This window comes from Microbispora sp. KK1-11 (assembly GCF_006874435.1).
GTDB lineage: Bacteria > Actinomycetota > Actinomycetes > Streptosporangiales > Streptosporangiaceae > Microbispora > Microbispora catharanthi.
Genome location: NZ_VIRJ01000001.1, coordinates 131,704 through 153,479, shown reverse-complemented (window position 1 = coordinate 153,479; position 21,776 = coordinate 131,704). Strand labels below are relative to the sequence as shown.

General features: G+C 71.0%; 26 protein-coding genes. 14 read left to right on the top strand and 12 right to left on the bottom strand.

Annotation, left to right across the window (positions count from 1 at the left end; genetic code table 11):
• Positions 1-54 precede the first annotated feature (54 nt).
• From lipA to FLW16_RS00685, 3 genes are read left to right on the top strand one after another with little or no spacing between them, the layout of a single operon-like run.
• Positions 55-996 carry a lipoyl synthase gene (lipA, locus tag FLW16_RS00695; protein WP_139578173.1) on the top strand — a complete coding sequence of 314 codons (942 nt, stop codon included), beginning with the start codon at positions 55-57 and terminating at the stop codon, positions 994-996.
• Between the two features lie 29 nt (positions 997-1,025).
• A complete protein-coding gene (locus FLW16_RS00690) occupies positions 1,026-1,697 on the top strand; it encodes a DUF4191 domain-containing protein (RefSeq protein ID WP_142556523.1) in 672 nt (223 codons plus the stop codon).
• A 20-nt stretch (positions 1,698-1,717) separates the two neighbouring features.
• Positions 1,718-2,512 carry a class I SAM-dependent methyltransferase gene (locus tag FLW16_RS00685; protein WP_142556522.1) on the top strand — a complete coding sequence of 265 codons (795 nt, stop codon included), beginning with the start codon at positions 1,718-1,720 and terminating at the stop codon, positions 2,510-2,512.
• A gap of 128 nt (positions 2,513-2,640) precedes the next feature.
• Here the strand turns inward: FLW16_RS00685 and FLW16_RS00680 are convergent, their stop codons facing one another.
• Positions 2,641-3,102 carry an RDD family protein gene (locus tag FLW16_RS00680; protein ID WP_142556521.1) on the bottom strand — a complete coding sequence of 154 codons (462 nt, stop codon included), beginning with the start codon at positions 3,100-3,102 and terminating at the stop codon, positions 2,641-2,643.
• Between the two features lie 130 nt (positions 3,103-3,232).
• On the opposite strand from FLW16_RS00680, the gene FLW16_RS00675 reads away from it, so the two are divergent.
• Together FLW16_RS00675 and glnA are read left to right on the top strand one after the other, a co-directional pair.
• Positions 3,233-4,267, top strand: a complete 1,035-nt coding sequence (locus FLW16_RS00675; RefSeq protein WP_142556520.1) for a hypothetical protein — start codon at positions 3,233-3,235, stop codon at positions 4,265-4,267.
• A 169-nt stretch (positions 4,268-4,436) separates the two neighbouring features.
• Entirely contained in the window at positions 4,437-5,861 is a 1,425-nt protein-coding gene (gene glnA / locus FLW16_RS00670) for a type I glutamate--ammonia ligase (RefSeq protein WP_142556519.1), read from the top strand.
• Here glnA and FLW16_RS46090 read toward each other — a convergent pair.
• Positions 5,764-6,060, bottom strand: coding sequence for a hypothetical protein (locus tag FLW16_RS46090; RefSeq protein WP_396684864.1), 297 nt, complete (start codon positions 6,058-6,060; stop codon positions 5,764-5,766). The genes glnA and FLW16_RS46090 overlap by 98 nt on opposite strands.
• Here FLW16_RS46090 and FLW16_RS44885 point away from each other — a divergent pair.
• The gene (locus FLW16_RS44885; RefSeq protein ID WP_260614728.1) at positions 5,950-6,627 is read left to right on the top strand and encodes a hypothetical protein; all 678 of its coding nucleotides are present in this window, start codon (positions 5,950-5,952) and stop codon (positions 6,625-6,627) included. The genes FLW16_RS46090 and FLW16_RS44885 overlap by 111 nt on opposite strands.
• 142 nt (positions 6,628-6,769) lie before the next feature.
• Here the strand turns inward: FLW16_RS44885 and FLW16_RS43300 are convergent, their stop codons facing one another.
• Both FLW16_RS43300 and FLW16_RS00655 read right to left on the bottom strand, forming a co-directional pair.
• The gene (locus FLW16_RS43300) at positions 6,770-6,907 is read right to left on the bottom strand and encodes a hypothetical protein (RefSeq protein ID WP_185949189.1); all 138 of its coding nucleotides are present in this window, start codon (positions 6,905-6,907) and stop codon (positions 6,770-6,772) included.
• A complete protein-coding gene (locus tag FLW16_RS00655) occupies positions 6,904-7,668 on the bottom strand; it encodes an SDR family NAD(P)-dependent oxidoreductase (protein ID WP_142556517.1) in 765 nt (254 codons plus the stop codon). The genes FLW16_RS43300 and FLW16_RS00655 overlap by 4 nt, the downstream gene beginning before the upstream one ends.
• Before the next feature lie 304 nt (positions 7,669-7,972).
• Here FLW16_RS00655 and FLW16_RS00650 point away from each other — a divergent pair, with 304 nt between their 5' ends.
• Both FLW16_RS00650 and FLW16_RS00645 read left to right on the top strand, forming a co-directional pair.
• Positions 7,973-8,344 (top strand): MmcQ/YjbR family DNA-binding protein, encoded by a 372-nt coding sequence (locus FLW16_RS00650; protein ID WP_142556516.1) that lies wholly within the window; start codon positions 7,973-7,975, stop codon positions 8,342-8,344.
• A 425-nt stretch (positions 8,345-8,769) separates the two neighbouring features.
• Positions 8,770-9,267 carry a hypothetical protein gene (locus FLW16_RS00645; protein WP_260614727.1) on the top strand — a complete coding sequence of 166 codons (498 nt, stop codon included), beginning with the start codon at positions 8,770-8,772 and terminating at the stop codon, positions 9,265-9,267.
• A gap of 83 nt (positions 9,268-9,350) precedes the next feature.
• Here FLW16_RS00645 and FLW16_RS00640 read toward each other — a convergent pair whose 3' ends face one another.
• Together FLW16_RS00640 and FLW16_RS00635 are read right to left on the bottom strand one after the other, a co-directional pair.
• A complete protein-coding gene (locus FLW16_RS00640) occupies positions 9,351-9,581 on the bottom strand; it encodes a hypothetical protein (protein ID WP_221890830.1) in 231 nt (76 codons plus the stop codon).
• Complete coding sequence (locus FLW16_RS00635; protein ID WP_221890829.1) at positions 9,578-10,819, bottom strand: MFS transporter; 1,242 nt, start codon at positions 10,817-10,819, stop codon at positions 9,578-9,580. The genes FLW16_RS00640 and FLW16_RS00635 overlap by 4 nt, the downstream gene beginning before the upstream one ends.
• Positions 10,820-10,902: 83 nt before the next feature.
• Here FLW16_RS00635 and FLW16_RS00630 point away from each other — a divergent pair, with 83 nt between their 5' ends.
• Both FLW16_RS00630 and FLW16_RS00625 read left to right on the top strand, forming a co-directional pair.
• Complete coding sequence (locus FLW16_RS00630; protein WP_142556514.1) at positions 10,903-11,775, top strand: LysR family transcriptional regulator; 873 nt, start codon at positions 10,903-10,905, stop codon at positions 11,773-11,775.
• Positions 11,776-11,779: 4 nt separating this feature from the next.
• Positions 11,780-12,394: a bifunctional 2-polyprenyl-6-hydroxyphenol methylase/3-demethylubiquinol 3-O-methyltransferase UbiG gene (locus tag FLW16_RS00625; RefSeq protein ID WP_142556513.1), complete on the top strand. Its 615-nt coding sequence runs from the start codon at positions 11,780-11,782 to the stop codon at positions 12,392-12,394.
• Here FLW16_RS00625 and FLW16_RS00620 read toward each other — a convergent pair.
• Positions 12,391-12,885 (bottom strand): hemerythrin domain-containing protein, encoded by a 495-nt coding sequence (locus tag FLW16_RS00620; protein WP_260614725.1) that lies wholly within the window; start codon positions 12,883-12,885, stop codon positions 12,391-12,393. The two genes, FLW16_RS00625 and FLW16_RS00620, sit on opposite strands and share 4 nt — an antisense overlap.
• Before the next feature lie 98 nt (positions 12,886-12,983).
• On the bottom strand, positions 12,984-13,505 hold the full coding sequence (locus tag FLW16_RS00615) for a GNAT family N-acetyltransferase (protein WP_142556511.1): 522 nt from the start codon (positions 13,503-13,505) through the stop codon (positions 12,984-12,986).
• A 128-nt stretch (positions 13,506-13,633) separates the two neighbouring features.
• On the opposite strand from FLW16_RS00615, the gene FLW16_RS00610 reads away from it, so the two are divergent.
• From FLW16_RS00610 to FLW16_RS00595, 4 genes are read left to right on the top strand one after another with little or no spacing between them, the layout of a single operon-like run.
• Positions 13,634-14,404 (top strand): hypothetical protein, encoded by a 771-nt coding sequence (locus FLW16_RS00610; protein ID WP_142556510.1) that lies wholly within the window; start codon positions 13,634-13,636, stop codon positions 14,402-14,404.
• A gap of 48 nt (positions 14,405-14,452) precedes the next feature.
• Positions 14,453-14,782, top strand: coding sequence for a hypothetical protein (locus FLW16_RS00605; protein WP_142556509.1), 330 nt, complete (start codon positions 14,453-14,455; stop codon positions 14,780-14,782).
• Positions 14,783-14,814: 32 nt separating this feature from the next.
• Positions 14,815-15,255 carry a nuclear transport factor 2 family protein gene (locus FLW16_RS00600; RefSeq protein ID WP_142556508.1) on the top strand — a complete coding sequence of 147 codons (441 nt, stop codon included), beginning with the start codon at positions 14,815-14,817 and terminating at the stop codon, positions 15,253-15,255.
• Positions 15,256-15,287: 32 nt separating this feature from the next.
• On the top strand, positions 15,288-15,650 hold the full coding sequence (locus tag FLW16_RS00595) for a hypothetical protein (RefSeq protein ID WP_221890828.1): 363 nt from the start codon (positions 15,288-15,290) through the stop codon (positions 15,648-15,650).
• Here the strand turns inward: FLW16_RS00595 and FLW16_RS00590 are convergent.
• The 4 genes from FLW16_RS00590 to FLW16_RS00575 all read right to left on the bottom strand — a co-directional run bounded on the left by FLW16_RS00590 (position 15,589) and on the right by FLW16_RS00575 (position 21,770).
• On the bottom strand, positions 15,589-15,951 hold the full coding sequence (locus FLW16_RS00590; RefSeq protein ID WP_142556507.1) for an ester cyclase: 363 nt from the start codon (positions 15,949-15,951) through the stop codon (positions 15,589-15,591). The two genes, FLW16_RS00595 and FLW16_RS00590, sit on opposite strands and share 62 nt — an antisense overlap.
• Complete coding sequence (locus FLW16_RS00585) at positions 15,948-17,186, bottom strand: MFS transporter (protein ID WP_142556506.1); 1,239 nt, start codon at positions 17,184-17,186, stop codon at positions 15,948-15,950. Before FLW16_RS00585 ends, FLW16_RS00590 begins: the two co-directional genes overlap by 4 nt.
• A 78-nt stretch (positions 17,187-17,264) precedes the next feature.
• A complete protein-coding gene (locus tag FLW16_RS43295) occupies positions 17,265-18,626 on the bottom strand; it encodes a hypothetical protein (protein WP_185949188.1) in 1,362 nt (453 codons plus the stop codon).
• Between the two features lie 123 nt (positions 18,627-18,749).
• Entirely contained in the window at positions 18,750-21,770 is a 3,021-nt protein-coding gene (locus FLW16_RS00575; protein WP_142556505.1) for a bifunctional [glutamine synthetase] adenylyltransferase/[glutamine synthetase]-adenylyl-L-tyrosine phosphorylase, read from the bottom strand.
• Between the last annotated feature and the right edge of the window lie 6 nt (positions 21,771-21,776).

Genomic DNA, 21,776 nt, shown 5'->3' with positions numbered 1-21,776 from the left:
GCTCGGACCCCGGGCCCGCGGACCGTTGCCGCGGAGTGCTGCGAAGGAAGTCGCATGACCGTCGCTCCTGAAGGCCGAAAGCTCCTCCGCCTGGAGGTGCGCAACAGCCAGACCCCCATCGAGAAGAAGCCGCCGTGGATCAAGACGCGGCTGCGCAATGGCCCCAACTTCAACGAGATCAAGTCGTTGGTGAAGGGTGCGGGGCTGCACACCGTGTGCCAGGAGGCGGGCTGTCCCAACATCTCCGAATGCTGGGAGGACCGCGAGGCCACCTTCCTCATCGGCGGCGACCAGTGCACCCGGCGCTGCGACTTCTGCCAGATCGACACCGGCAAGCCGGCCGAGTACGACAGGGACGAGCCGCGCCGCGTCGCCGAGTCGGTGCACCAGATGGGCCTGCGTTACGCCACGGTGACCGGCGTCGCCCGTGACGACCTGCCCGACGGCGGCTCCTGGCTGTACGCGGAGACCGCCCGGCAGATCCACGAGATGGTGCCCGGCTGCGGCGTCGAACTGCTGGTGCCGGACTTCAACGGCGACCGCGGCCAGCTCGAAGAGGTCTTCTCCAGCAGGCCGGAGGTCTTCGCGCACAACATCGAGACCGTGCCCCGGATCTTCAAGCGGATCCGGCCCGCGTTCCGCTACGAGCGCTCGCTGGCGGTCATCGGCATGGCCCGCGAGGCGGGGCTGGTCACCAAGTCGAACCTCATCCTCGGCATGGGCGAGGAGCGCGAGGAGATCACCCAGGCGCTGCGCGACCTCCACGAGGCCGGATGCGACCTGGTGACCATCACGCAGTACCTGCGCCCCACCCCGCGCCACCACCCGGTGGACCGGTGGGTCAAGCCCGAGGAGTTCGTGGAGCTCCAGCGGGAGGCCGAGGAGATCGGCTTCGCCGGCGTCATGTCCGGGCCGCTGGTGCGCTCGTCCTACCGGGCCGGCCGCCTGTACCAGCAGGCGATCGCCGCCCGCGTGGGCGAGTCTCGTTTTCATTAAGTCAGCTCGGCGTTTGTATCCTTCAGACCATGGCGAAAGACGCAGCGGCTCCGGGTCGCCTCAAGCAACTCCGGATGGTCGCACAGATCATTCAGCAGGCGAACCCCAAGGGGATGCCGATCGTCTACGCGTCGGCTCTGGGCACGCTCGTCCTGTTCGTCGTCATCGGCGTGATCTTCGGCTGGACGTGGATCGTGTTCGGCGTCTTCGCCGCCGTGCTGGTCGGGATGGTCGTCTTCAGCCGCTTGGCGCAGAAGGCGCAGTACTCGATGCTCCACGGTCAGCCGGGCGCGACGTACGCGATCCTGCAGAGCCTGCGCGGCACCTGGTATGTCGAGGAGAAGCCGGTCGCGGTCAACCGCGACCAGGACCTCGTCTTCCGGGTCGTCGGATTTCCGGGGGTCATCCTGGTGTCCGAGGGCCCGCCGAACCGGGTGCAGCGCATGCTCGTCGCGGAGAAGAAGCGCGTGCAGCGCGTCGCGGTCGACGTGCCCGTGTACGACGTCCAGTGCGGTGACGCGGAGGGCCAGATCCCGTTGGCCAAGCTCCAGCGGCACATGATGAAGCTGCCCCGCAACCTGAAGAAGGGCGCGGTGTCCGAGGTCAACAACCGGATGCGCGCCCTCACCCCGGCCATCCCGATGCCGAAGGGCCCCATCCCCAAGGGCGCCCGGATGCCGCGCGGCCCCAAGATGCGCTGACCCGATCGGAAGACGACAGGGTGGGTGTCGGAAGGCGGCCGGTCTCCCGGTCGCAGACCTCACGGGCCAACCGGGGCTGGTGGGACGGCGCGGCCGACGAGTACCAGGCCGAGCACGGCGGCTTCCTGCGCGACGACGGCTTCGTGTGGTGCCCGGAGGGCCTCGACGAGGCCGAGGCCCGGCTGCTCGGCGACGTGGCGGGGCGCCGGATATTGGAGATCGGATGCGGCGCCGGCCAGTGCGGCCGGTGGCTGCTGGGGCAGGGCGCGACGGTCGTCGGCGTCGACCTGTCCTTCCGGCAGTTGCAGCACTCCCGGCGGATCGACATGTCCGCCGGGGTGCGGCTGCCCGTCGTCCAGGCCGACGCCGAGACGCTGCCGTTCGCGGACGAGTCGTTCGACCTCGCGTGCTCGGCCTACGGGGCGCTGCCGTTCGTCGCGGACGCCGGGGCGGTGCTGGCCGAGCTGCGCCGGGTGCTGCGGCCGGGCGGCCGGTTCGTGTTCTCCGTCAGCCACCCCGTGCGGTGGGCCTTCCCCGACGATCCGGGCCCGCGCGGCCTGACCGCCGACCGGCCCTACTTCGACCGGTCGCCGTACGTCGAGTTCGGCGATGACGGCGAGCCGTCGTACGTGGAGCACCACCGGACGATGGGCGACTGGGTGGGCCTGATCGCCGCCTCCGGCCTCGTCCTGACCGGCCTGACCGAGCCGGAGTGGCCGCCGGGCCACGACCGCGCGTGGGGCGGCTGGAGCCCGCTGCGCGGCCGCCTGCTCCCCGGTACGGCGATCTTCCAGTGCGTCAGGCCCCGGTCGTAGGACGCGGCGGGGGCGGCCATCTCCTCGACGACGGGCACCATCGTCGCGACGTAGGGGATGTTGTCGAAGAACGCGCCCAGCACGCCGGAGCCGAACAGCAGCGCCGTGGCCGCGGCCGCCCCTGCGGGTCAGAGGTTGACGACCACCGTGCCGCCCGCGCGGTCGTGCAGGCCGCGCCGGTCGCGGTCCCAGATGAGCGCGGGCACGGCGAGGCACAGCAGCAGCGTGCGCACCAGCACGCCGGGGAAGGACGGCCGCCCGCCGTCGAGCCCGGCCACGCGGATGCCGAACAGGCGCATCCCCAGCGTCATGCCGATCGTGCCGACCAGCAGGACGTACTCCACCGCGAAGATCCCGAGGCCGACCGCGCCGACGTCGTTGCCCTGGAAGCGCAGCAGGCCCCCGGCGATGGCCCAGGTGCACAGCAGCCAGTCGACGACGACGGCGCCGATCCTGCGCCCCCACCCCGCGACCGCCCCTGCGCCCTGCTCGGGCAGGCCGAGGCGCTGCCCCGGATAGCCCAGGTCCACCCCGGCGGCCCGCGGGCCACCCATCCAGGTCTGCGTCCAACGCGGCTGCCGGTCACTCATGGTTTCCCAGCGTAACGGGGAGGGTCTCCGGTCTGGCGTCCGGCCGCGATGCCGTACATCATGAGCAGGCTTACGGCATTAAATCCCGGTATCGTGAATCGTTTCCGACCTGAGCGCTTTGGAGGGAACCGTGCGGCCGGCGGACCCCGATGACATCGACGCGCGCTTCGAGGCGCTGGTCGCGCAGTTCGACGAGAACGAGATCCGGCGGATGACCGCGGCGGCCGGATCGTCCGCGCCACCGCAGGGACGGCGGCGCCGCCCGGCCGTGCTGCTGGTGATCGCCGGCCTGGTCGCGCTCGTGGGGCTCGTCGTCGTCCTGCGGCCCGACGTCATGGAGAGGCTCGGCATCGTCCGCCCGGCCGCCGGCGGCGAGGACCTGATGATCTCCGGCCCCGTGGTCGCCCGGCCCGGGCCCGTGCTGACGCCGATCCCCGACGGCGAGGAGGGCCTGTTCGACCACGGCCCCGTCCCGGCGCCGTCCACCGGTCCGTTCGCCGGCACTCCCGCCGTCGATTACGCCGACGGGGAGCAGGGGCTGGCCATGCCCGCGGCCCGCGCGCTCGGCGGGCTCACGGAGAAGGATGTCGGTCAGGCCCTGCAGCGCGTACGGCGGCTGCTGTCGGCCGCGCACCTCGACCCGGCCACCGTGCGGGGCGGGCGCCCGGAGGAGTTCGCCCGCCTGCTGCATCCCCGGCAGCGCGAGACGTTCCTGCGCCACCTGGACGACAGCGGCCCCTCAGGCACCCGGTCGTGGCTGTTCAGCCTCGCCCCGGAGGCGGCCGAGCCGGTCGGGGACGTCGTGAAGGTCTCCGGCGAGACGACGATCTCCGAAAGGGCCGGCGGAGGCGTCACGATCGAGACGGACTATCTGTTCGTCCACCCGGTCAGCCGCCCCGGCGCGCCCCTGATCGTGACGAGGGTCGTCGAGCACCACAGGAGCGAGTTCTCCGCCTACCGGGAGGACGGGAAACTCGTCGTCTGGCTGGCCACGGACAGATCCGCCCTCTTCGGTGCGAATTGCGCTCCGGATAACGGATTCGTCCACCCGCGATTCCCCGGCGACCCGCAGGGAGCGAGGCCCTCCGGCGAGCCCGTCGACCCCTACGACCGCGCCTCAGGCGTTTCCGGCGGGCCGCGTTGTCCGGCCGCGTTGGGCACCTGACCTGCGAGAAGGCCGTACGATGGAGCCTGGGGAACGGCGGGCCGACGTTATCGCCACGACCGCCCGGGTAGCGCTTTCCCTTAACACGCGCGAAACAATCGAGACATGGGGCGGAAACGGCATCGGCCTATTTTCGGGTTGCTAGCCCATGCCCCTGGGAGGTTCGAGAGTGTTCAACTCCGCCGATGACGTCCTCAAGTTCATCCGGGACGAGGGTGTGCAGTTCGTTGACGTCAGGTTCACGGACCTGCCGGGGACGACGCACCACTTCACCTTCCCGTCCGAGAACTTCGGCCCGAACGTCTTCACCGACGGCCTCATGTTCGACGGCTCGTCGATCCGCGGGTTCCAGGCCATCCACGAGTCGGACATGCTCCTGCTGCCCGACCCGTCCACGGCCGTGCTCGACCCGTTCCGTCAGCACAAGACGCTGAACATCAACTTCTTCGTGCACGACCCGCTGACCGGCGAGGCCTACAGCCGCGACCCGCGCAACGTCGCGCGCAAGGCCGAGGAGTACCTCAAGGGCACCGGCATCGCGGACACCGTGTTCTTCGGCCCCGAGGCCGAGTTCTACATCTTCGACGACGTCCGCTTCGAGACGAGGCAGAACGCCGGCTACTACTACATCGACTCCATCGAGGGCGCCTGGAACACCGGCAAGGCCTCCGAGGGCGGCAACCTGGGTTACAAGCCCCGCTACAAGGGCGGCTACTTCCCGGTCCCGCCGATGGACCACTTCACCGACCTGCGGTCGCAGATGGTGCGCAACCTCATCGAGGCCGGCATCGAGACCGAGATGCAGCACCACGAGGTGGGCACCGCCGGCCAGGCGGAGATCGACTTCAGGTTCGGCACGCTGCTCGAGACGGCCGACAAGCTGATGCTGTACAAGTACATCATCAAGAGCACGGCCATCCAGGCGGGCCGTACGGTCACGTTCATGCCCAAGCCGATCTTCGGTGACAACGGCTCCGGCATGCACTGCCACCAGTCCCTCTGGAAGGACGGCGAGCCGCTGTTCTACGACGAGGTCGGCTACGCCGGTCTGTCGGACATGGCGCGCTACTACATCGGCGGCCTGCTCAAGCACGCCCCGTCGCTGCTGGCCTTCACCAACCCGACGGTGAACTCCTACCACCGCCTGGTGCCCGGCTACGAGGCCCCGGTCAACCTGGTCTACTCGCAGCGCAACCGCTCGGCCTGCGTCCGCATCCCGATCACGGGCTCGAACCCGAAGGCCAAGCGCATCGAGTTCCGCGTGCCGGACCCGTCCTGCAACCCGTACTTCGCCTTCGCCGCCATGCTCATGGCCGGCATCGACGGCATCCGCAACAAGATCGAGCCGCCGGAGCCGGTCGACAAGGACCTGTACGAGCTGCCGCCGGAGGAGGCCCGCAACATCCCGCAGGTGCCGGGCTCGCTGGAGAAGGTGCTCGACGCGCTCGAGGCCGACCACGACTACCTGCTGGAGGGCGGCGTGTTCACGCCGGACCTCATCGAGACCTGGATCTCCTACAAGCGCGAGAACGAGGTCGACCCGATCCGTCTCCGCCCGCACCCGCACGAGTTCGAGCTCTACTACGACGTGTGATCGGCGACCGCGCGGTGACATGCATGTTCATCGCGCGGTTTCCGCCTGGTTCTGCCTCAGTCCCGCCCGAGCGGCGAGCACCGCATCGATGCCTGAGAAGGGCCTGAACGACCTTGACGTCAGCGCCCGAGGAGATCAGCAGCGACGTGAGGTAGTGCCGCAAGTCGTGGAATCGGAAGCCCGTGGGAAGGTCCTGCACCTTGCCGCGGGCTTTCCGCATTGCGCGCTCAAGCTTCCAGGGACCGACCTGCGCGCCGTTGTCGTCGGTGCTCTGTCCCCGGCCCGCTGCCACTTCGCGACGGGTCGACGGCAGACGAGAGATCAGGACAGCGATCCGCTTGGACTATCCGTCCCACGAGCGATTCTGAGATCATTCAATATGAGCTACGACCTTGCTGTTTGGGACGGTAAGCGTCCTTCGAATGATCGGGAAGCTGCGGAGATCCATCATGCGCTGTACGAGCAGTACGTCGATACGGACGAGGAGATACCACCAACCCCGTTGATCGTTGAGTTTGTGAACATGCTCCTGCAACAGTGGCCTGAGCTTGACGAAGACGACAACACTCCATGGTCCGCAGCGCCGCTGATCGGCGGGGCGAGGGGGCCGTATATGTATTTTCCGATGTCATGGAGCCGGGCCGAGGAAGCCTCCGCCTTTGCAGTTGAGATCGCCACACGGCTCGGGTTGAACTGCTACGACCCTCAATTGGATCAGCTTCGAACTCCAGGGCACATGAGCGCGAAAAGCGCTGCGAAACGATGAGAATCGGCGAACACTGAAAGCCCAGCTCAGCGTATGAGCTGGGCGGTCGCTACAGGTCAGTCATTGGGACGGATCAGATCTACAACCTGTGACCGGCGACCGCGCGGTGACATGCTCGTTCATTGCGCGGTTTCCGGCTGGCTCACGGAAAGCCCGTGGGAAGGTCCCGCACCTTGCCGCAGGCTTTCCGCATCACCCGCTCAAGGCGGGCCTGACCGGGCAGCACGCCCGCCGTCACGGCGCACACCGTGAAGGCGGGCGTGGCGATGCGCCGCGTCATCCGGCGATGACGGCCGTGGTCGTACGGCCGCCGTCCACGTCCAGCACGATGCCGTGGACGAACGCGGCCTCCTCACTGGCGAGGTAGACCGCGGCATACGCGACGGCATACGGCTCGCCCATGCCCCCTGCCGGGGTGCCGTTCATCATGACCTCGCCCGGGTGCGGCGTTCCCGGCGTGGGCTCCAGAATCACGCCCGGAGAGATCGCGTTCACGCGCACGCCGCGAGGACCGAATTCGGCGGCCCAGGCGCGCGTGAGGGTCTCCACCGCGCCCTTGGTGGAGCTGTAGAGCGCGCCCATGGGAATGCCCAGGCGCGCGATCCACGAGCCCAGGTTGATGATCGCCCCGCCGCCGGCCTCGGCCATGGCCGGAGCGATCGCGGCGGTCAGGAAGAACGGCGCCTTCACGTTGACGGCGTAGACCTGGTCGAAGGTCTTCTCGTCGGTGTCCGCCGTGCTGTCGCCGGGGTAGATCCCGGCGTTGTTCACCAGGATGTCGATGCCCCCGCCGAGAACGGACATCGCCTCCCGCGCCAGGGCGTACGAGGCCTCGGCGCTTCCGTCCAGATCCGCCTTCACGAAGTCGGCCCGGCCACCACGTGCGCGGATGCCGTCGACGACTCTCCCACCCCGCTCGGCGCTGCGGCCGGACACGATCACGTGCGCGCCCTCGGCCGAGAACGCCTCCGCGATCGCCCGCCCGATGTTGCTCGTCGATCCGGTCACCAGCGCCCGCTTGCCTTGCAGCCGTCCGCTCATCACGTGCTCCTGTCATCCTCGTCCGCCTGTGCCCGCACAGGAAGGTCACCCGCGCGGCACTGCCACTGTGCGAGGTAAGAATTGGACCGGCAAGTCCAATCCCGCGCCGCCGTCATGGCGACGGCCAGGAGGTCTACCATCCGCGATGCCGGCGCGATTTGCGTCCGCCGAAGGACCCCGACCGATCGCGGACGGACGACCGGTGCGGGGATGGATCGTGCCGATGTGAAGGCCGGCGTCTGGTCGCGGTCACCGCGGCCCTGCGGGACGAACTGCCGCGGGGGCACCTGGATATAGTCCCTTCGTGACCACTACGGACGACATCCGGCGCTGGGCAACGGCACTGCCCGAGGTCGAAGAGGTCAGTCACTTCCGGTTCCACGTTCCCGTCTTCAAGGTCCGGGGCCGGACCTTCCTCGGCATGGGCAGGGACGAGACGACCGCGGTGTTCTGCGTCGCCGAGCAGCAGGCCGCCGACGCGTCGCAGGCCGATCCAGCCGCCTACAAGGCCGTACGCCGCCCGGATGCCAGGAAGAGCTTCCTCGGGCTGCAGGTCGAGCTCGGCAGGGTCCCGGCGGAACGCGTCAGGAGTCTCGTGGAAGAGGCATGGCGCCAGCAGGCGCCGAAGCGGCTGGTAGCCGAGCATGACCGCGTGAGACCGCGAGAAGACGGGTGAGGCGGCGGGCCACGGTTCCGGCCACCGTGGCCCGACATCTCAACCGGGTCCCCCGCTCGCTGCCGCTGCGGAGTGGCTGCGAGGTTGGGATGATGATTTCGTGGCCTATGACCTGTATTTCTGGAAGTCCGCGTCCGGCGAGGCAAGCGAGGTCTGCGACCGCCTGGCCGACGAAGACGTACAGGGCGTAGACGCCAGTCCGGACGTACTCCTGTTCCGAGCCGAGGTATTGCGACGCTGGCCAGACCTCGCGGACAGCATCTCCCCCTGGGCTCCGGATCTGGGCCGGCGTCTGCCATGGGGGCGGGAGGATCTCGGTGCGTACTTCGTATCGCTGACCTTCCTCTATGGCAGCGACCCACAGAGGCTCACAAATGTCGTGGCCCTCGCCCATGAATACTCTCTGGTGGTCTACGACCCCCAACATGTCCAAAAGCCGGCCGGCCGATGGAGTGCGGTACTTCCGGCGAGAGTGGGACGAGGATCGCGGGGATGAGTACGCGCATTGGGGCACCTGCACGGTGATGGAACTTTCCGATCTGGAGGGCCTGCGTCTGGTCTCGGTCACCGCGGCCCTGTTCACCCACAGGTCCGACGCCCCCGAACTCCTGCACGTGTGGCTCCGTCTGGAGACGACGACCGTCGTGGTCCGTGACACCGCCGACTGGGCTCTGCGGATCACGCCGGACGAGCCGGAAGAGAGCTACGCGATGGAGGAGCTCGGCAGCCGGGTGGACATCGTGCCCGCTCCCGCCGAGGTGCCCTTCGTACGACATGTCGGCGAGCGGCTTGTCCGCGTGACCAAGGGATTCGACGCCGAGGATCCGGCCCGATGGGTGGAGGCGGAGTTCGTCTTCGAGACGGGACGCGTGATCGCGGAAGCCTTCGGAGGCGACCTCCGCCTGAGTCGCGGGCCGGGGTGACGACGAGATCCGGCCGGCACGATCCGACCTGAGAGCGAGCGCCCCAGCCGGCATGGTTGCGGAGCCCACGGCAGCCGTGACAGCTACAGGCCCAAGGGGTGCGCGGACAACCAGTCCCGATGCCGCTCCTTCAGAGCATCGCGTTCCGTGCGTGTGGGCGCGATCACGTCGGCGCCCCCGTCGTAAGGGTGATAGAGCCAGCGCAGATCCGGATAGTGGTCGCGAAGCCGGTGGGCGAACGGCGGGCACTCGGGCCACCGCCGGTCCCAGAGGTCGGTCATCGTCGCGGGGTCGAGCGCACTGTCGGAGGTCACCCTGGTGTTCTATCCGATGCGAGGGCGGGCGTCCTGCGCAGCAGGAGGGTGAGAGCGCCGGTGGCGGCGAGCAGGAGCACGGCGAGGGCGACCACGCCCGGCCAGCCTGCGTCCGTCCAGGCGCGGCCCGCGAGGCTGCCGAAGACGGACGACCCGAGGTAGTAGGTGAACAGGTAGAGCGACGCCGCCTGGCCTGTGGACACTCCGCCCGCGTACGCCCGGGCCGGGACCCATCCGCTGGCCACTCCGTGGACGGCGAAGAACCCCGCCGTGAGGAGCGCGAGTCCGATGACCACGACCGGCAGTGAGGACGGCAGCGTGACCAGCGCGCCGACGACGGCCAGCAGGCACCCTAGCGGCGTCACGGTCCGGCGCCCGTAGCCGTCCGCCAGCCGGCCGAACACCGCGGAGCTGACGGAGCCGATGGGATAGACGAGGAACATCAGGCCGGCGGTTCCGACGCCGAGGTGGAACGGCGCGCCCGCGAGCCGGAAGCCCAGGGTGTTGAACACCGCGACCAGGGCTCCCATCGAGCAGCCGCCGATGCCGTAGAGCGCGAGCAGCCCGCGGTCCGACACCGCGCGCAGGCTCCCGCGGAGCAGGGCACGGACGCTCGCGGGGGCCGCGGTGAAGCGCCGGGAGGCCGGGAGCAGCACGCGTACGGTAAGGGCGCACAGCAGGCCGAGCACGGCGGCCGCGGCGAGGGCCCAGCGCCAGCCGGCGGCCTGGGCGACGGCGCCGGTCAGGAGGCGGCCGGCCATCCCGCCCAGCGCCGTGCCGCCGACGTACAGACCGGCGGCGCGGGCGTGCGTGGACGGGTGCAGTTCCTCGCGCAGGTAGGCGGTGGCCACCGCGGGGAGCCCGGCCAGCGTGATGCCCTGGAGCGACCGCAGGACCATGAGCGCCGGCCAGCCGGGCGCCAGCGCGCACGCCGCCGCGACGACGGCGGACGCCGTCAGCGACAGGTGGATCAGCCGGGTGCGCCCGACGACGTCGGACAGGGGCCCGGCCACCAGCAGCGCGAGCCCGAGCCCGAGCGTGGTGAGCGACACGCTCAGCGTGCTCTCCGCGGTGGAGACCCCGAACTGCGCGGCGAGTTCGGGCAGGATCGCCTGGGTGCTGTACAGCAGCGCGAAGGTCGCCACCCCGGCGGCGAACAGCGCGACGACGACGCGCCGGTATCCGGCCGTCCCCGGCAGGTGTCCTTCCACGACAGAAGTCTCAAGAACAGCGGTCACCCCAATGACTGTGCGCTTCCTGCCCCTATGCGTCCAATGCGACAACACGCGGGTTTCGATACGCGATGCGTATGATGGCGGGCATGCTGCTCCGGGACCTGTCCTGGCTGGTCGCCCTCGCCGACCACCAGCACGTGACCGACACCGCCGCCATCCTCCGCACCAGCCAGCCGACGCTCTCGCGCGCCCTCGCCCGCGTGGAGACCGAGCTCGGCACCCGGGTGTTCGAGCGCGCACCGGACGGGGTCCACCTGACGCCCAACGGGAGGCTCGTGGTGGCGGCCGCGCGCGACCTCACGGCACGCTACGAGCAGCTGCTGGCCGATCTCCGGAGCCTGCTCGACCCGGACACCGGCGTGGTGCGCCTGGCCTTCCTCGACTCCATCGCCACCTCCCTCGTCCCGCGGCTGTTGCGCTCCTTCCACGAGCACGCCCCCCGGATGCGCATCCTGCTGCGCCAGGAACCGGCGCACGAGATCGTCCAGGACCTGCGCGCCGGGGCCGCCGACCTCGCGATCACCTCCCCACGCCCGCCCGGGGACTTCGGCTGGCATCCCCTGCAGGAGGAGCGGCTGGTGCTCGTCGTGCCGCCGAGCCACCGGCTGCGCGACCGGGAGGAGGTGGAACTCCAGGAGCTGGCGGACGAGGAACTCGTCACCACGCCGGTCGGCTTCGGCTACCGGGCCCTGGTCGACGCGCTGCTGCGCGCCGCCGGGGTGTCCCCCGCCGTCTCCTTCGAGAGCCAGGACCTCGCGACCATCGAGGGCCTGGTCGCGGCCGGGCTCGGCGTGGCCATCGTTCCCGAGCCCTTCGCCGGCCAGTCCGGCACCGTCGGCGTCAGGATCGCGGCGGAGGCCGCCCGCCGCACCATCGGCCTCACCTGGCGTACGGACCACGCCCCGGCCGCCCCCGCCACCCGATTCCGGGACTTCGTCATGACGCCCGCCCTACGATGATCCGATGCGCCAGGCCGACTCGGATCCGTACTGGAACACCAACGTCGCCCGCCACCCGGGCATCCTCCGGGCCGTCCCCGAAGGGTGCGGTGACGCGCTGGACGTCGGCTGCGGGGACGGACTGCTCGCGCGGAAGCTGACCGGCCGGGCCAAGCGCGTCACCGGCGTCGACAGCTCGCCGGAGATGATCGCGCGTGCCCGCGAGCTGTCGGCCGGCCGGCCGGAGCCCACCTTCGTCGAGGGCGACTTCCTCACCGCCGTCCTGCCCGCCGAGGAGTACGACTTCGTCTGTTCGGTGTCCACGATCCACCACATGGACTTCGACGCGGCCCTCACCCGGATGCGCGAACTGCTGCGCCCCGGCGGCACGCTGGTGGTGGTCGGCCTGGCCCGCGAGGCGTCCCCCGCGGAGTGGGCGGCGACGATCGCGGCCGCTCCCGTCGTACGGGTCACGAAGGTGCTGCGCCGCGCGCGGGGGCCCGAGGGGATGCCGGTGGCCGAACCGCGGATGAGCTACGGGCAGGTGCGGGCCGCGGCACGCCGCCTGCTGCCCGGCGTGCGCTACCGCCGGCATGTGCTCCGCCGGTACTCCCTGACCTGGACGAAGCCCGGCCGCTAGCGCTCCCCGTCCGTACGCAGGAACTCGGGACGGGAGCGGTGCCAGTCCGGCGCGTCCAGCGCGTTGAGTGCCGAGACGATCCGCTTCTCCTCGTAGACGAAGTGCGTCTCCATCAGCGCGGCCAGGCTGTCCAGCTCACGGTGCACGTCGGCGGGGTCCGTCGCCCGGTCCAGGCGGCCGGCGAGAGCCTGGAGCCTTCGGAGGGAGTCCTCCACCAGGCGGTGGTCGCGGCGTAGTTCCTCCAGCACCGGACGCAGTTCGGGGAACCGCCGGTCGAGCTCGGGGAACGCGCCGTCGTCCTCACCGGTGTGGTGGCGGTTCAGCGCGGCGCAGAAGGCCAGGCAGTGGGCACGCAGCTCGCGGGGGCGCGCACCGCCGGCCAGATAGGCGTCGATGTCCTCGCGCAGCGCCGCGAGCTCCTCGCGGAGCCAGATGTGTACGTCGATCAGCTGGTTGCCGAACGCCACCAGGCGTCCATGCGATGTCGTCAAGGTCGTCCCTTGTGCTGGCGCCTCCATGCCCTCGGCGGTCTCCTTGCCGGGTGCACCGCGACGCTGCACAAGGATCTATCACCAGGCCGGCCGATGGGTCAACGGCGCAGGGTCCGGCGGTAGCGGACCTCGGTCAGCGGGAAGCCGTCCGACTCGTCCCGCTGTACGGCGCCGTCGGGGCGCCAGCCGCCACGTTCGTAGAACCGCCGGGCACGGGCGTTCCCATCGACGACCCAGAGGGTGGCCTGCTCATAACCGGCGGCGGCGAGGCTGTCCAGCGCGGCCGCCATGAGACGCCCGCCGACCCCGGCGCCCCATGCCTCGGGCATCAGGTAGATCGCCGAGATCTCCGCCACCGAGGCCGGATCGACGTCGTCGTCCCGGCTGGGGCCGAACGAGGCGAACCCGACGACGGAGCGGTCCGCCTCCGCCACGAGCACCTCCGTACGCCGTGGAGAGGACTCCCCCAGCAGCCGCTTCCAGACGGGCAGGCGCGTGGCCGGCGTGAGCCCGTCGAGATGGGCCTGGGGCATGAGTCCCGGATAGGCGGCCTGCCACGACCGGACGTGGACGGCGGCGATCGCCTCCGCGTCCGCCGGTCCGGCGCGTCTGATGACCATGCACGCTCCATATCCGCTTTCGACTGCCGACGCCCCGTTATACATCTCCATGCCACACGCGAAACCAGCGGATCGATATTCACAAAAGGACTTCCGGTGGACTTTCCGGTGGCCTAGCCTCGTCGTCCGTGAAACTCGCCAAGATCGCGCTCGCCGGTTCCGTGGCACTGGGGCTCGTCCCGGCCGTCTCCGGCACGGCCGCCGCCCATCCGATCAAGAACAGGACCCTCACGGACAACCGCCTGTACGGCGCGGGACCCTTGCCTGACACCGACTGCCGGGAAAGACCGGTGAAGAAGGCGGACGCGAGGTCGGCCAAGGTCTATCTGAACGAGGTACTGAATTGCCTCAACCGCTCCTGGACCGCTGAATTGAAGCAGGCGGGTCTGAAGCAGTCCCGGGTGAAGCTCACGTACGCCACCAAGGTGCCGGCGAAGTACTGCGGCGCCAAGTGGCACAAGGGCGATTGGGACTCCTACTACTGCGACGCGTCGCACACCATCCTGATCGTGCTTTCGAAGGGCCTCTTGGAGGAGCCGGGTGATCTCTACCTGTTCAACCTCCTGGCGATGAAGTACGGCGAACACATGCAGAACGTCGCCGGCATCTACCGGGCCTGGCTCGACGTCGACTACCGGAACAAGGCCGAACTCGCCGAGCAGACCCGGCGATACAGTCTCCAGGGCTACTGCTTCGCCGGAGCCTCCCTGCGAAGCTTCTGGAAGTCCTTCCGGCGTGCCCGCGAGGACTGGGACGATCTGCTCTACTATCTGCGCGGCTGGGCGGGCAAGTACGGCGGTAACAGGAAGTCGATCACTTACTGGGCCAACGAGGGCTTCACGTCCGGCGACCCCGGGGCCTGCAACACCTGGACCGCTCCGTCCTCGAAGGTGGCCTGAATCGGCTGACGGGGCCGGACGGCCTAGACGATCTCGAGGTTGGCCATCATGCCCATGTCCTCGTGTGGACGTGGTCGTCGACTTCTCCGGCGTCCGGATCGGCGGCCTCGTCCCGGCCTGGTCCCCGGCTTCGCGCGCCGCGGCGACCCTCGTGCCCCCGTCGCCTGGATCGCCGTCGACAGCCCCGGCTGCCGTCGCACGGTCACCCTCTACTGGGGCGCCGACAGCCACCTGTCGAGCGCCGCCCGGCTGATGCGCACCACGATCACCAACTGGGACTGGACCACCGGCGACCCCCAGGAGACACCCCCTGATCGGTTCGCGAGGTGGGCGCGACTTGCCGGCCTGACATTTCCGGGTGCTGTCCGGTCGAAGTAGCGAGAGACACCGAACCGAAGGGACGGGTAGCGATGCCTACGCGACGCGAAGAAGACGAAGCCAGGGTCAGGCGGCAGATCGGCAGGATCGTCGAAGGGATCCGGGCCAAGGATCTCGAAGGCCTGAAGCGGCTCTACGCCACGGACGTCGTGTCCTTCGACGTCGAGCCGCCGCTGCAGCATGTGGGGGTCGACGCGAAACTGAAGAACTGGGCGAACGTGTTCGAGTTCTTCCAGGATGTGGATTACGAGGTTCGCGATCTGACCCTCACCGTGGGCGACGAGGTGGCATTCGGTCACTGCTTCGGCCGGCTCAGCGGCACGCTGAGGAACGGGACGGCGACGAGCGGCATGTGGGTCCGGGGCACTTTCTGCTTGCGGAAGACCGACGGCGAATGGCTCATCGCGCACGACCAGGTTTCCGTGCCGCTCGACATGTCGAGCGGAAGAGGAGTCACCGACCTCGAGCCCTGACCGGCCGCAGAAGTCCGGGACGCCTGCGTGAGGTGTTCGGGCCGGAGCCGACGGACCCGGTGCTGGGGGCGGCGCTGGACGCGCTGGAGTCGGCCGAGCAGGTGCTGTTCGACTCGGTCGAGCAGGTGCACATGGACGGGTGCCGGCACCGGGGCCGGGTGGTGCTCGTCGGCGACGCGGCCTGGTGCGTGACGCTGTACGCCGGGATGGGCGCCTCGATCGGGATGGCCGGGGCCGACCTGCTGGGCACCATGCCGGCCCGCCACCCCCACAGCGTCACGCCGGCGCTGGCCGAACGGGAGCAGCGGCTGCGGGGTGCACGGACGTCACCGATCACCCGCCGATGTCGCGGTAGGTCCACATCTCGGCGAGCAGGCCGTCCTCGACGCGGATGAGCCAGACCAGCGGGGTGCCGTCCGCGTCCTGGCCGCGGCCGGCGTTCCCGACGACCGCCACCAGGTCGCCCTCCCCGAGGACGGCGTCGATCCGGAACCGGAGGTCCGGCTGCGCGCCGCGGATGCGTTCGACCGCTTCCCGCACGCCCTTCGGCCCGGCCACCTCGGGATGCGCGTGATCGGCCCAGGCCGGGCTCAGGATCTCCTCGGCCGCCGAGGCGTCGCCGGTGTTCCACATCTCGAAGTAGCGCGTCGCGAGCCGCCGGGGCAGCCGCGACCGGTCGTCGTCCATCATGGTCATCTCACATCCACGGTGCGTACGGGTGACAGGAACAGCAGGAGCGGCCACAGCAGGGTCGCGCCGCCCAGGATGATGAGGGCGGGGCGCAGGCCGATCCAGGAGCCCAGGGCGCCGGCCAGGAGCGGCCCGAGCGGCAGCAGGCCCGCCTGCATGAAGTGGGTGGAGCCGTTGATCCGGCCCAGCATGCCGGGCGGGCACAGCAGTTGGCGCGCGGTCTGGGCCGCGGTCATCTGGACCATCCCGGCGGCCGTCAGGAAGGTGAAGACCAGCCCGACGGTCCACTGGCCGGCCAGGCCGGGCGGCACGAGAGGGGTGACCAGCTCGAAGGGGGCCGACAGCAGGGCGCCCAGGACGATCACGCGGCCGATGCCGAACCTGGCCGTCACCCGCCCGGCCACCATGCTCCCGGCGACCCCGCCGACGAGGCTCAGGCCGTAGACGAGCCCGGCCGCCCGGGCGCTCCAGCCCAGCTCCCGCACGACGTACAGCAGCCACATCGAGCTGATCCCGCGCAGCAGCACGGCGCTGACCGCCCCGGAGAGGGCGAGCACGCGCAGCACCGGCTGGGCGAGCACGAACCGCAGCCCCTCGGCGATCTCGCCGAGGAAGCGCCCGCGGAGCGGGGAGCGCTCGGGCTTCGGCTCCCGCAGGCGCATCGACGCCAGGGCCGCGGCGCTCACGGCGTACGAGAGGGCGTCCGCGGCGACCGCGCGGGCGGCGCCGACGAGCCCCACCAGGAAACCTCCGACGCTCGGCCCGGCCATCTCGGCCAGGCCGCGCGCGGTGTTCATCTTGGCGTTGGCATCGGTGAGCCGGTCTCCGCCGAGCAGCACCGGCGTCAGGCTGCCGGCCGCGGTGCCGAAAACCACGCCGAGCGCGCCGACGACCAGGGTGACCGCGTAGAGTTGGGCCATCGTGACCCGGCCCGCCACGGCGGCGATCGGCACCGACGCCATGACCAGCGCGGATCCGGCGTCGCAGGCGATCATGAGTCGCCGCCTGCGGTGACGGTCGGCCAGCACGCCGGCCGGGAGCGAGACGACCAGTGCCGGCAGCGTGCTCATGGCCCCCAGCACCGCCACCTCGAACGTGGTGGCGCGCAGCCCGGCGACCGCGACCATCGGCAGGGCGATCCAGCTGATCTGCGAACCGAACAGGCTCACCGTGTGGCCGCTCCACAGCAGCATGAAGTCCCGGTGCCGCCACAGCGACCCGGCCGCCCCTCGCCCACGCACCCGGCCGACCGTACGCACGGTGATCGGCCGCCGCAACCGGATATCGCGGCCTCACCCCGCGGCGTGCGGCGCCGCCGGTCAGGAGGGGGTGGAGCCGGAGGTCCGGGCGCGCAGGCCGCTCACGCGGCGCAGGATGTCCCACCAGAACGGCGCGCCGAACAACAGGGCGATCAGCGTGATGAGGAACCCCGGCCAGTGGCCCGGCGACGTGAGGCGCTGCCACCAGCCCCCGCCGTGCCAGGCCCACGCCGGACCGTCGGCCGCGTCCATGGTGACGCTCACCGGGGCGTACGTGAAGATCTTCACGAACGCCGGGGTGCTCAGCACGTCGGTGACGCACGCGTACGGGTCCTGGCCCGGCTCGCACTGCTCGCGCAGCGGTTCCAGCGCCTGGGGGCCCGACTGGCCGAAGGCGGTCACCGCGCTGCGGTAGGCGTTGTCGCGCAGCAGGGTCTTGCCGTACTCCAGGGAGTCCATGCTGAACACCAGCGTCACGACGAGGCCGAGCGCGACGAGGACCCAGCGGACGTAGCGGCGGTAGAGCAGGCTGAGCCGCTCCATCTCGCCGTCGAACCAGTCCTCAACGCCGCGGCGGAACGCCTCCAGGTCGTGGCTCGCCCTGTCCCACACGGCCTTGAGCGGGCGGGAGAAGGGGCTCTTGAGCGCGTCGAGGTCCCGCATGAGAGCCTCCACGCCGCCGTGCTCGGTGGCGATCTCCATCACGGCGACGGCGAAGCGCGCGGGCGGGATGTCGGCGATGCTCGTCCTTCCCCGCTTGGCGTGGTCGATCTCCTGCAGCCGCTCGTGGAGCAGTTCGGCCATCGACTTGCCCTGGCCCGGCGGCAGCACGCCGACCGCCGCCGGGTCCACCGTGAGGACGGCGGTCTCCTCGGGATCGGCCTGTCCTGCGGGGTGCGCGGGGTCCGCCGACGCGCCCGCCGGGGCCTCGGCCGAAGCCGTCGCCTGCCCGGCCGTCATCTGCTCGGCCGCCATCTGCTCAGCGGCCATCTGCTCAGCGGCCATCTGCTCAGCGGCCACGGAGTCTGCGGCGGCGGCGAGCGGCGGGCTCTCCACGGGTGGCGGCTGCTGACTGAACGCGGGCCGCGGGTCCCGGCCGAACGGCAGCCGCGCGAACACCCCCAGCACGCTGGCGGGCAGGCGCGAGCGGCCCTCCTCCGGCGACGCCGCCTGCGTCAGCGGGGTCCGCGCCTTGCGGCCGAACCTCTTGAGCGCGTCCAGGATCCGGTCGAGCCGGGAGGTCCCGTCCGCCGTCTCCGCGCCGTCGAGGGTGTCGCGCAGGTACGCCCACAGGAACTTGCTGCGGATTCCGAGCAGCCTGACGATGCCCTCGTTGATGCCGCTGACGAGAAGCGACAGCAGCAGGAAGGCCAGGATCAGCCCGATGGCCAGGTCCGCGTAATACGAGATCAAAGAGATCACCCGCACCCGTTGATACACGTTACGGGCTGCGATGGCAACGCTCCGATCCGCATACATATACGTCATACGGAACAAGCCGCGCGCCAAGGCGGCAATCACCCTCGCTCGGGCTCTTGCCCGGACTCAGTCCTCGTAGAAGACGCGCTCCACCACGGTCCTGGCCCGCCGGGTGGCGCGCCGGTAGTCCTCGACGAAGTCCTCGGTGCCCTCGGGCGGATAACCGAGCGCCCGAGCGAGCAGCACGCGCTCCTTGACGGGAGTGGGAATGCTGTCGGCCGCCCGGCCGCGCACCAGCATGAGGGCGTCGCGGATTCGCGAGGCGAACAGCCACGCCTGTGCGAGCACCTCCTCGTCGGCCGGGTCGAGCAGGCCCTCCCCCGCCGCCGCGCGCAGCGCGTCCAGGGTGCGCGTCGTACGCAGCGCGGGTACGGCTCCCGCGTGCCGCAACTGGATGAGCTGGGCCACCCACTCCACGTCGCTCAGCCCGCCCCTGCCGAGCTTGGTGTGCAGGGCCGGGTCGGCCCCGCGCGGCAGCCGCTCGGCCTCCATGCGCGCCTTGAGCTTGCGGATCTCGCGTACGGCGTCCGCGGAGATGCCCTCGGCCGGGTAGCGCAGCGGCTCGACGAGCGCGACGAACTCGCGGCCGAGTTCGGCGTCGCCCGCGCAGAACCGGGCCCGCAGCAGCGCCTGGGCCTCCCAGTGCGAGGCCCAGCGGTCGTAGTAGGCCCGATAGGAGGCGATCGTGCGCACGAGCGGCCCCTGCCGCCCCTCCGGCCGCAGGCCCGCGTCGAGCTGCAGCGGCGGGTCGGGGGCGGGCAGCGCGAGCAGTCTCCGGGTCTCCTCGGCCACCGCGTGGGCGGCCACGGCCGCGTCCCGCTCGGCCGCCCCTTGCAGCGGCGCGTGCACGAACATGACGTCGGCGTCGCTGGCGTAGGAGCTCTCCAGGCCGCCCAGGCGGCCCATGGCGATCACGGCCATCCGCGTCGGGAACGGGGCCCGCCGCTCCAGCGTGACCTTGTTGATCGCCGTGTCCAGCGCCGCCTGGATCGTGACGTCGTTCAGCGACGAAAGCGCCTGGCCGACCTCCTCGATGTCGATCAATCCCGACAGGTCGGCACAGGCCGTACGCAGCAGTTCCCTGCGGCGCAGCGCCCGGACGGCGGCGACGGCGTTCTCGGCGTCCTCCGCGTGGCGGCCCACGGCGGCGGCGGCCTCGGCGGCGAGCGTCGCGGCGGGCCGTACGGCCAGCTCGGCGGGCGAGCCCAGCATCGCGACGGCCTCGGGGGCGTGCAGCAGCAGCCCGGTGACGTACTTGCTGGTGCCGAGCAGGTGGGCGAGGCGGTCGGCCGCGGCGGTCTCGTCGCGCAGCAGGCGCAGATACCACGGCGTGGTGCCGAGCTTGTCGCTCACCTGACGGAAGCCGAGCAGGCCGGCGTCCGGGTCGGGGGCGTCGGCGAACCAGCCGAGCATGACCGGCAGCAGCGTCCGCTGGATGGCCGCCCGGCGGGAGACGCCGCTGGTGAGCGCGGCGATGTGACGCAGCGCGCCCTCGGGGTCGGCGTAGCCGAGCGCCTTCAGCCGCGCGGTGGCGGCGGCCGTGGACAGGCGGGCCTCGGTCTCCGGCAGCCGGGCGACGGCCTGCAGCAGCGGGCGGTAGAACAGCTTCTCGTGGAGCCGCCGCACCTCCAGCGCGTGCCGCTTCCAGGTGGTGGTGAACTCCCCCACCGGGTCGGTCGTCATGCCCAGCCCCCGGCCGAGCCGCCGCAGGTCGGCGGTGTCCGACGGCACCACGTGGGTGCGGCGCAGCCGGTGGAGCTGGAGCATGTGCTCGACCTGGCGCAGGAAGGTGTAGGCCTCGGCGAGCGCCTTGGCGTCGTCGCGCCCGACGTAGCCTCCCCTGGAGAGGGCGGCGAGGGCCGACAGCGTGGCCCTGCGGCGCAGCAGCGGGTCGGAGCGGCCGTGCACGAGCTGGAGGAGCTGGACGGCGAACTCGATGTCCCGCAGCCCGCCGGGCCCGAGCTTGATCTGCCGGTCGGCCTCGCCCGCGGGCACGTGCGCCTCCACCCGGCGGCGCATCGACTGCACGTCCTCCACGAAGTGCGGCCGGGCGGCGGCCTGCCAGACCAGCTCGTTGACCGCGGCGACGTACTCCTGGCCGAGCTCCAGGTCGCCCGCGACCGGGCGCGCCTTGAGCAGCGCCTGGAACTCCCAGGTCTTGGCCCACCTGCGGTAGTAGGCGAGGTGGCTTTCCATGCTGCGCACGAGCGGGCCCATCTTGCCCTCCGGGCGCAGGTTGGCGTCCACCTCCCACAGCGCGCCCTCGGGGGTGCTCGCCGAGCAGGCCCGCATCATGCCCTGCGCGAGGCGCGTGGCGGTCTGCAGCGCCTTGGTCTCGTCCACGCCTTCCTTGGGCTCGGCCACGAAGACGACGTCGACGTCGGAGATGTAGTTCAGCTCGCGGGCCCCGCACTTGCCCATGCCGATGACGGCCAGCCGCACGTCGCCCGCGTCGGCCACCTCGGCCCTGGCGATGGCGAGGGCGGCCTCCAGCGCGGCCGAGGCGAGGTCGGCCAGCGCGGCGGCGGCCTCGGCGAGGGTGCACTCACCCGTCACGTCCCGCGTGGCCAGGTGCAGCAGGCGGTTACGGTAGGCGACGCGCAGCGCCTCCATCACCGGTCCCGACGTGCCCGGCCCGGCGGTCACCCCTTCGGCCACGGGCTCGGCCACGGGCTCGGCGACGGGCTCGGCCGCGTCCGGGTCCGCCCCGACCGCGAGCAGCATCTCCTCACGCAGGTCGCCGAGCGTGGGCCACCGCGTCCACTGGATCGGCGTCAGGCACTCCGGGTGCCGTACGACGTGCTCGCCGAGCGCCGCGCTGAGCCCGAACACGCCGAGCACCCTGCGGCGCAGGTCCGGGTCGGCGCGGAACGCCCCGAGCACGCTCGGGTCCCGCTCCACCAGACGGCTCAGCGTGGTGAGCGCCAGATCCGGGTCGGCGGCCCTGACGATGTCGTCGAGCAGCGCGAAGTCGCCGACCGCCTCGGGGCCGAGCTCGTCGAGCAGCCGTTCGGCCCGCGCACCGTCGGCGAATCCGAGCGCCGCCAGGCGCCCTGCCGTCGTCTGTATCCGAGGCGCGGCGTTCACCGTTCC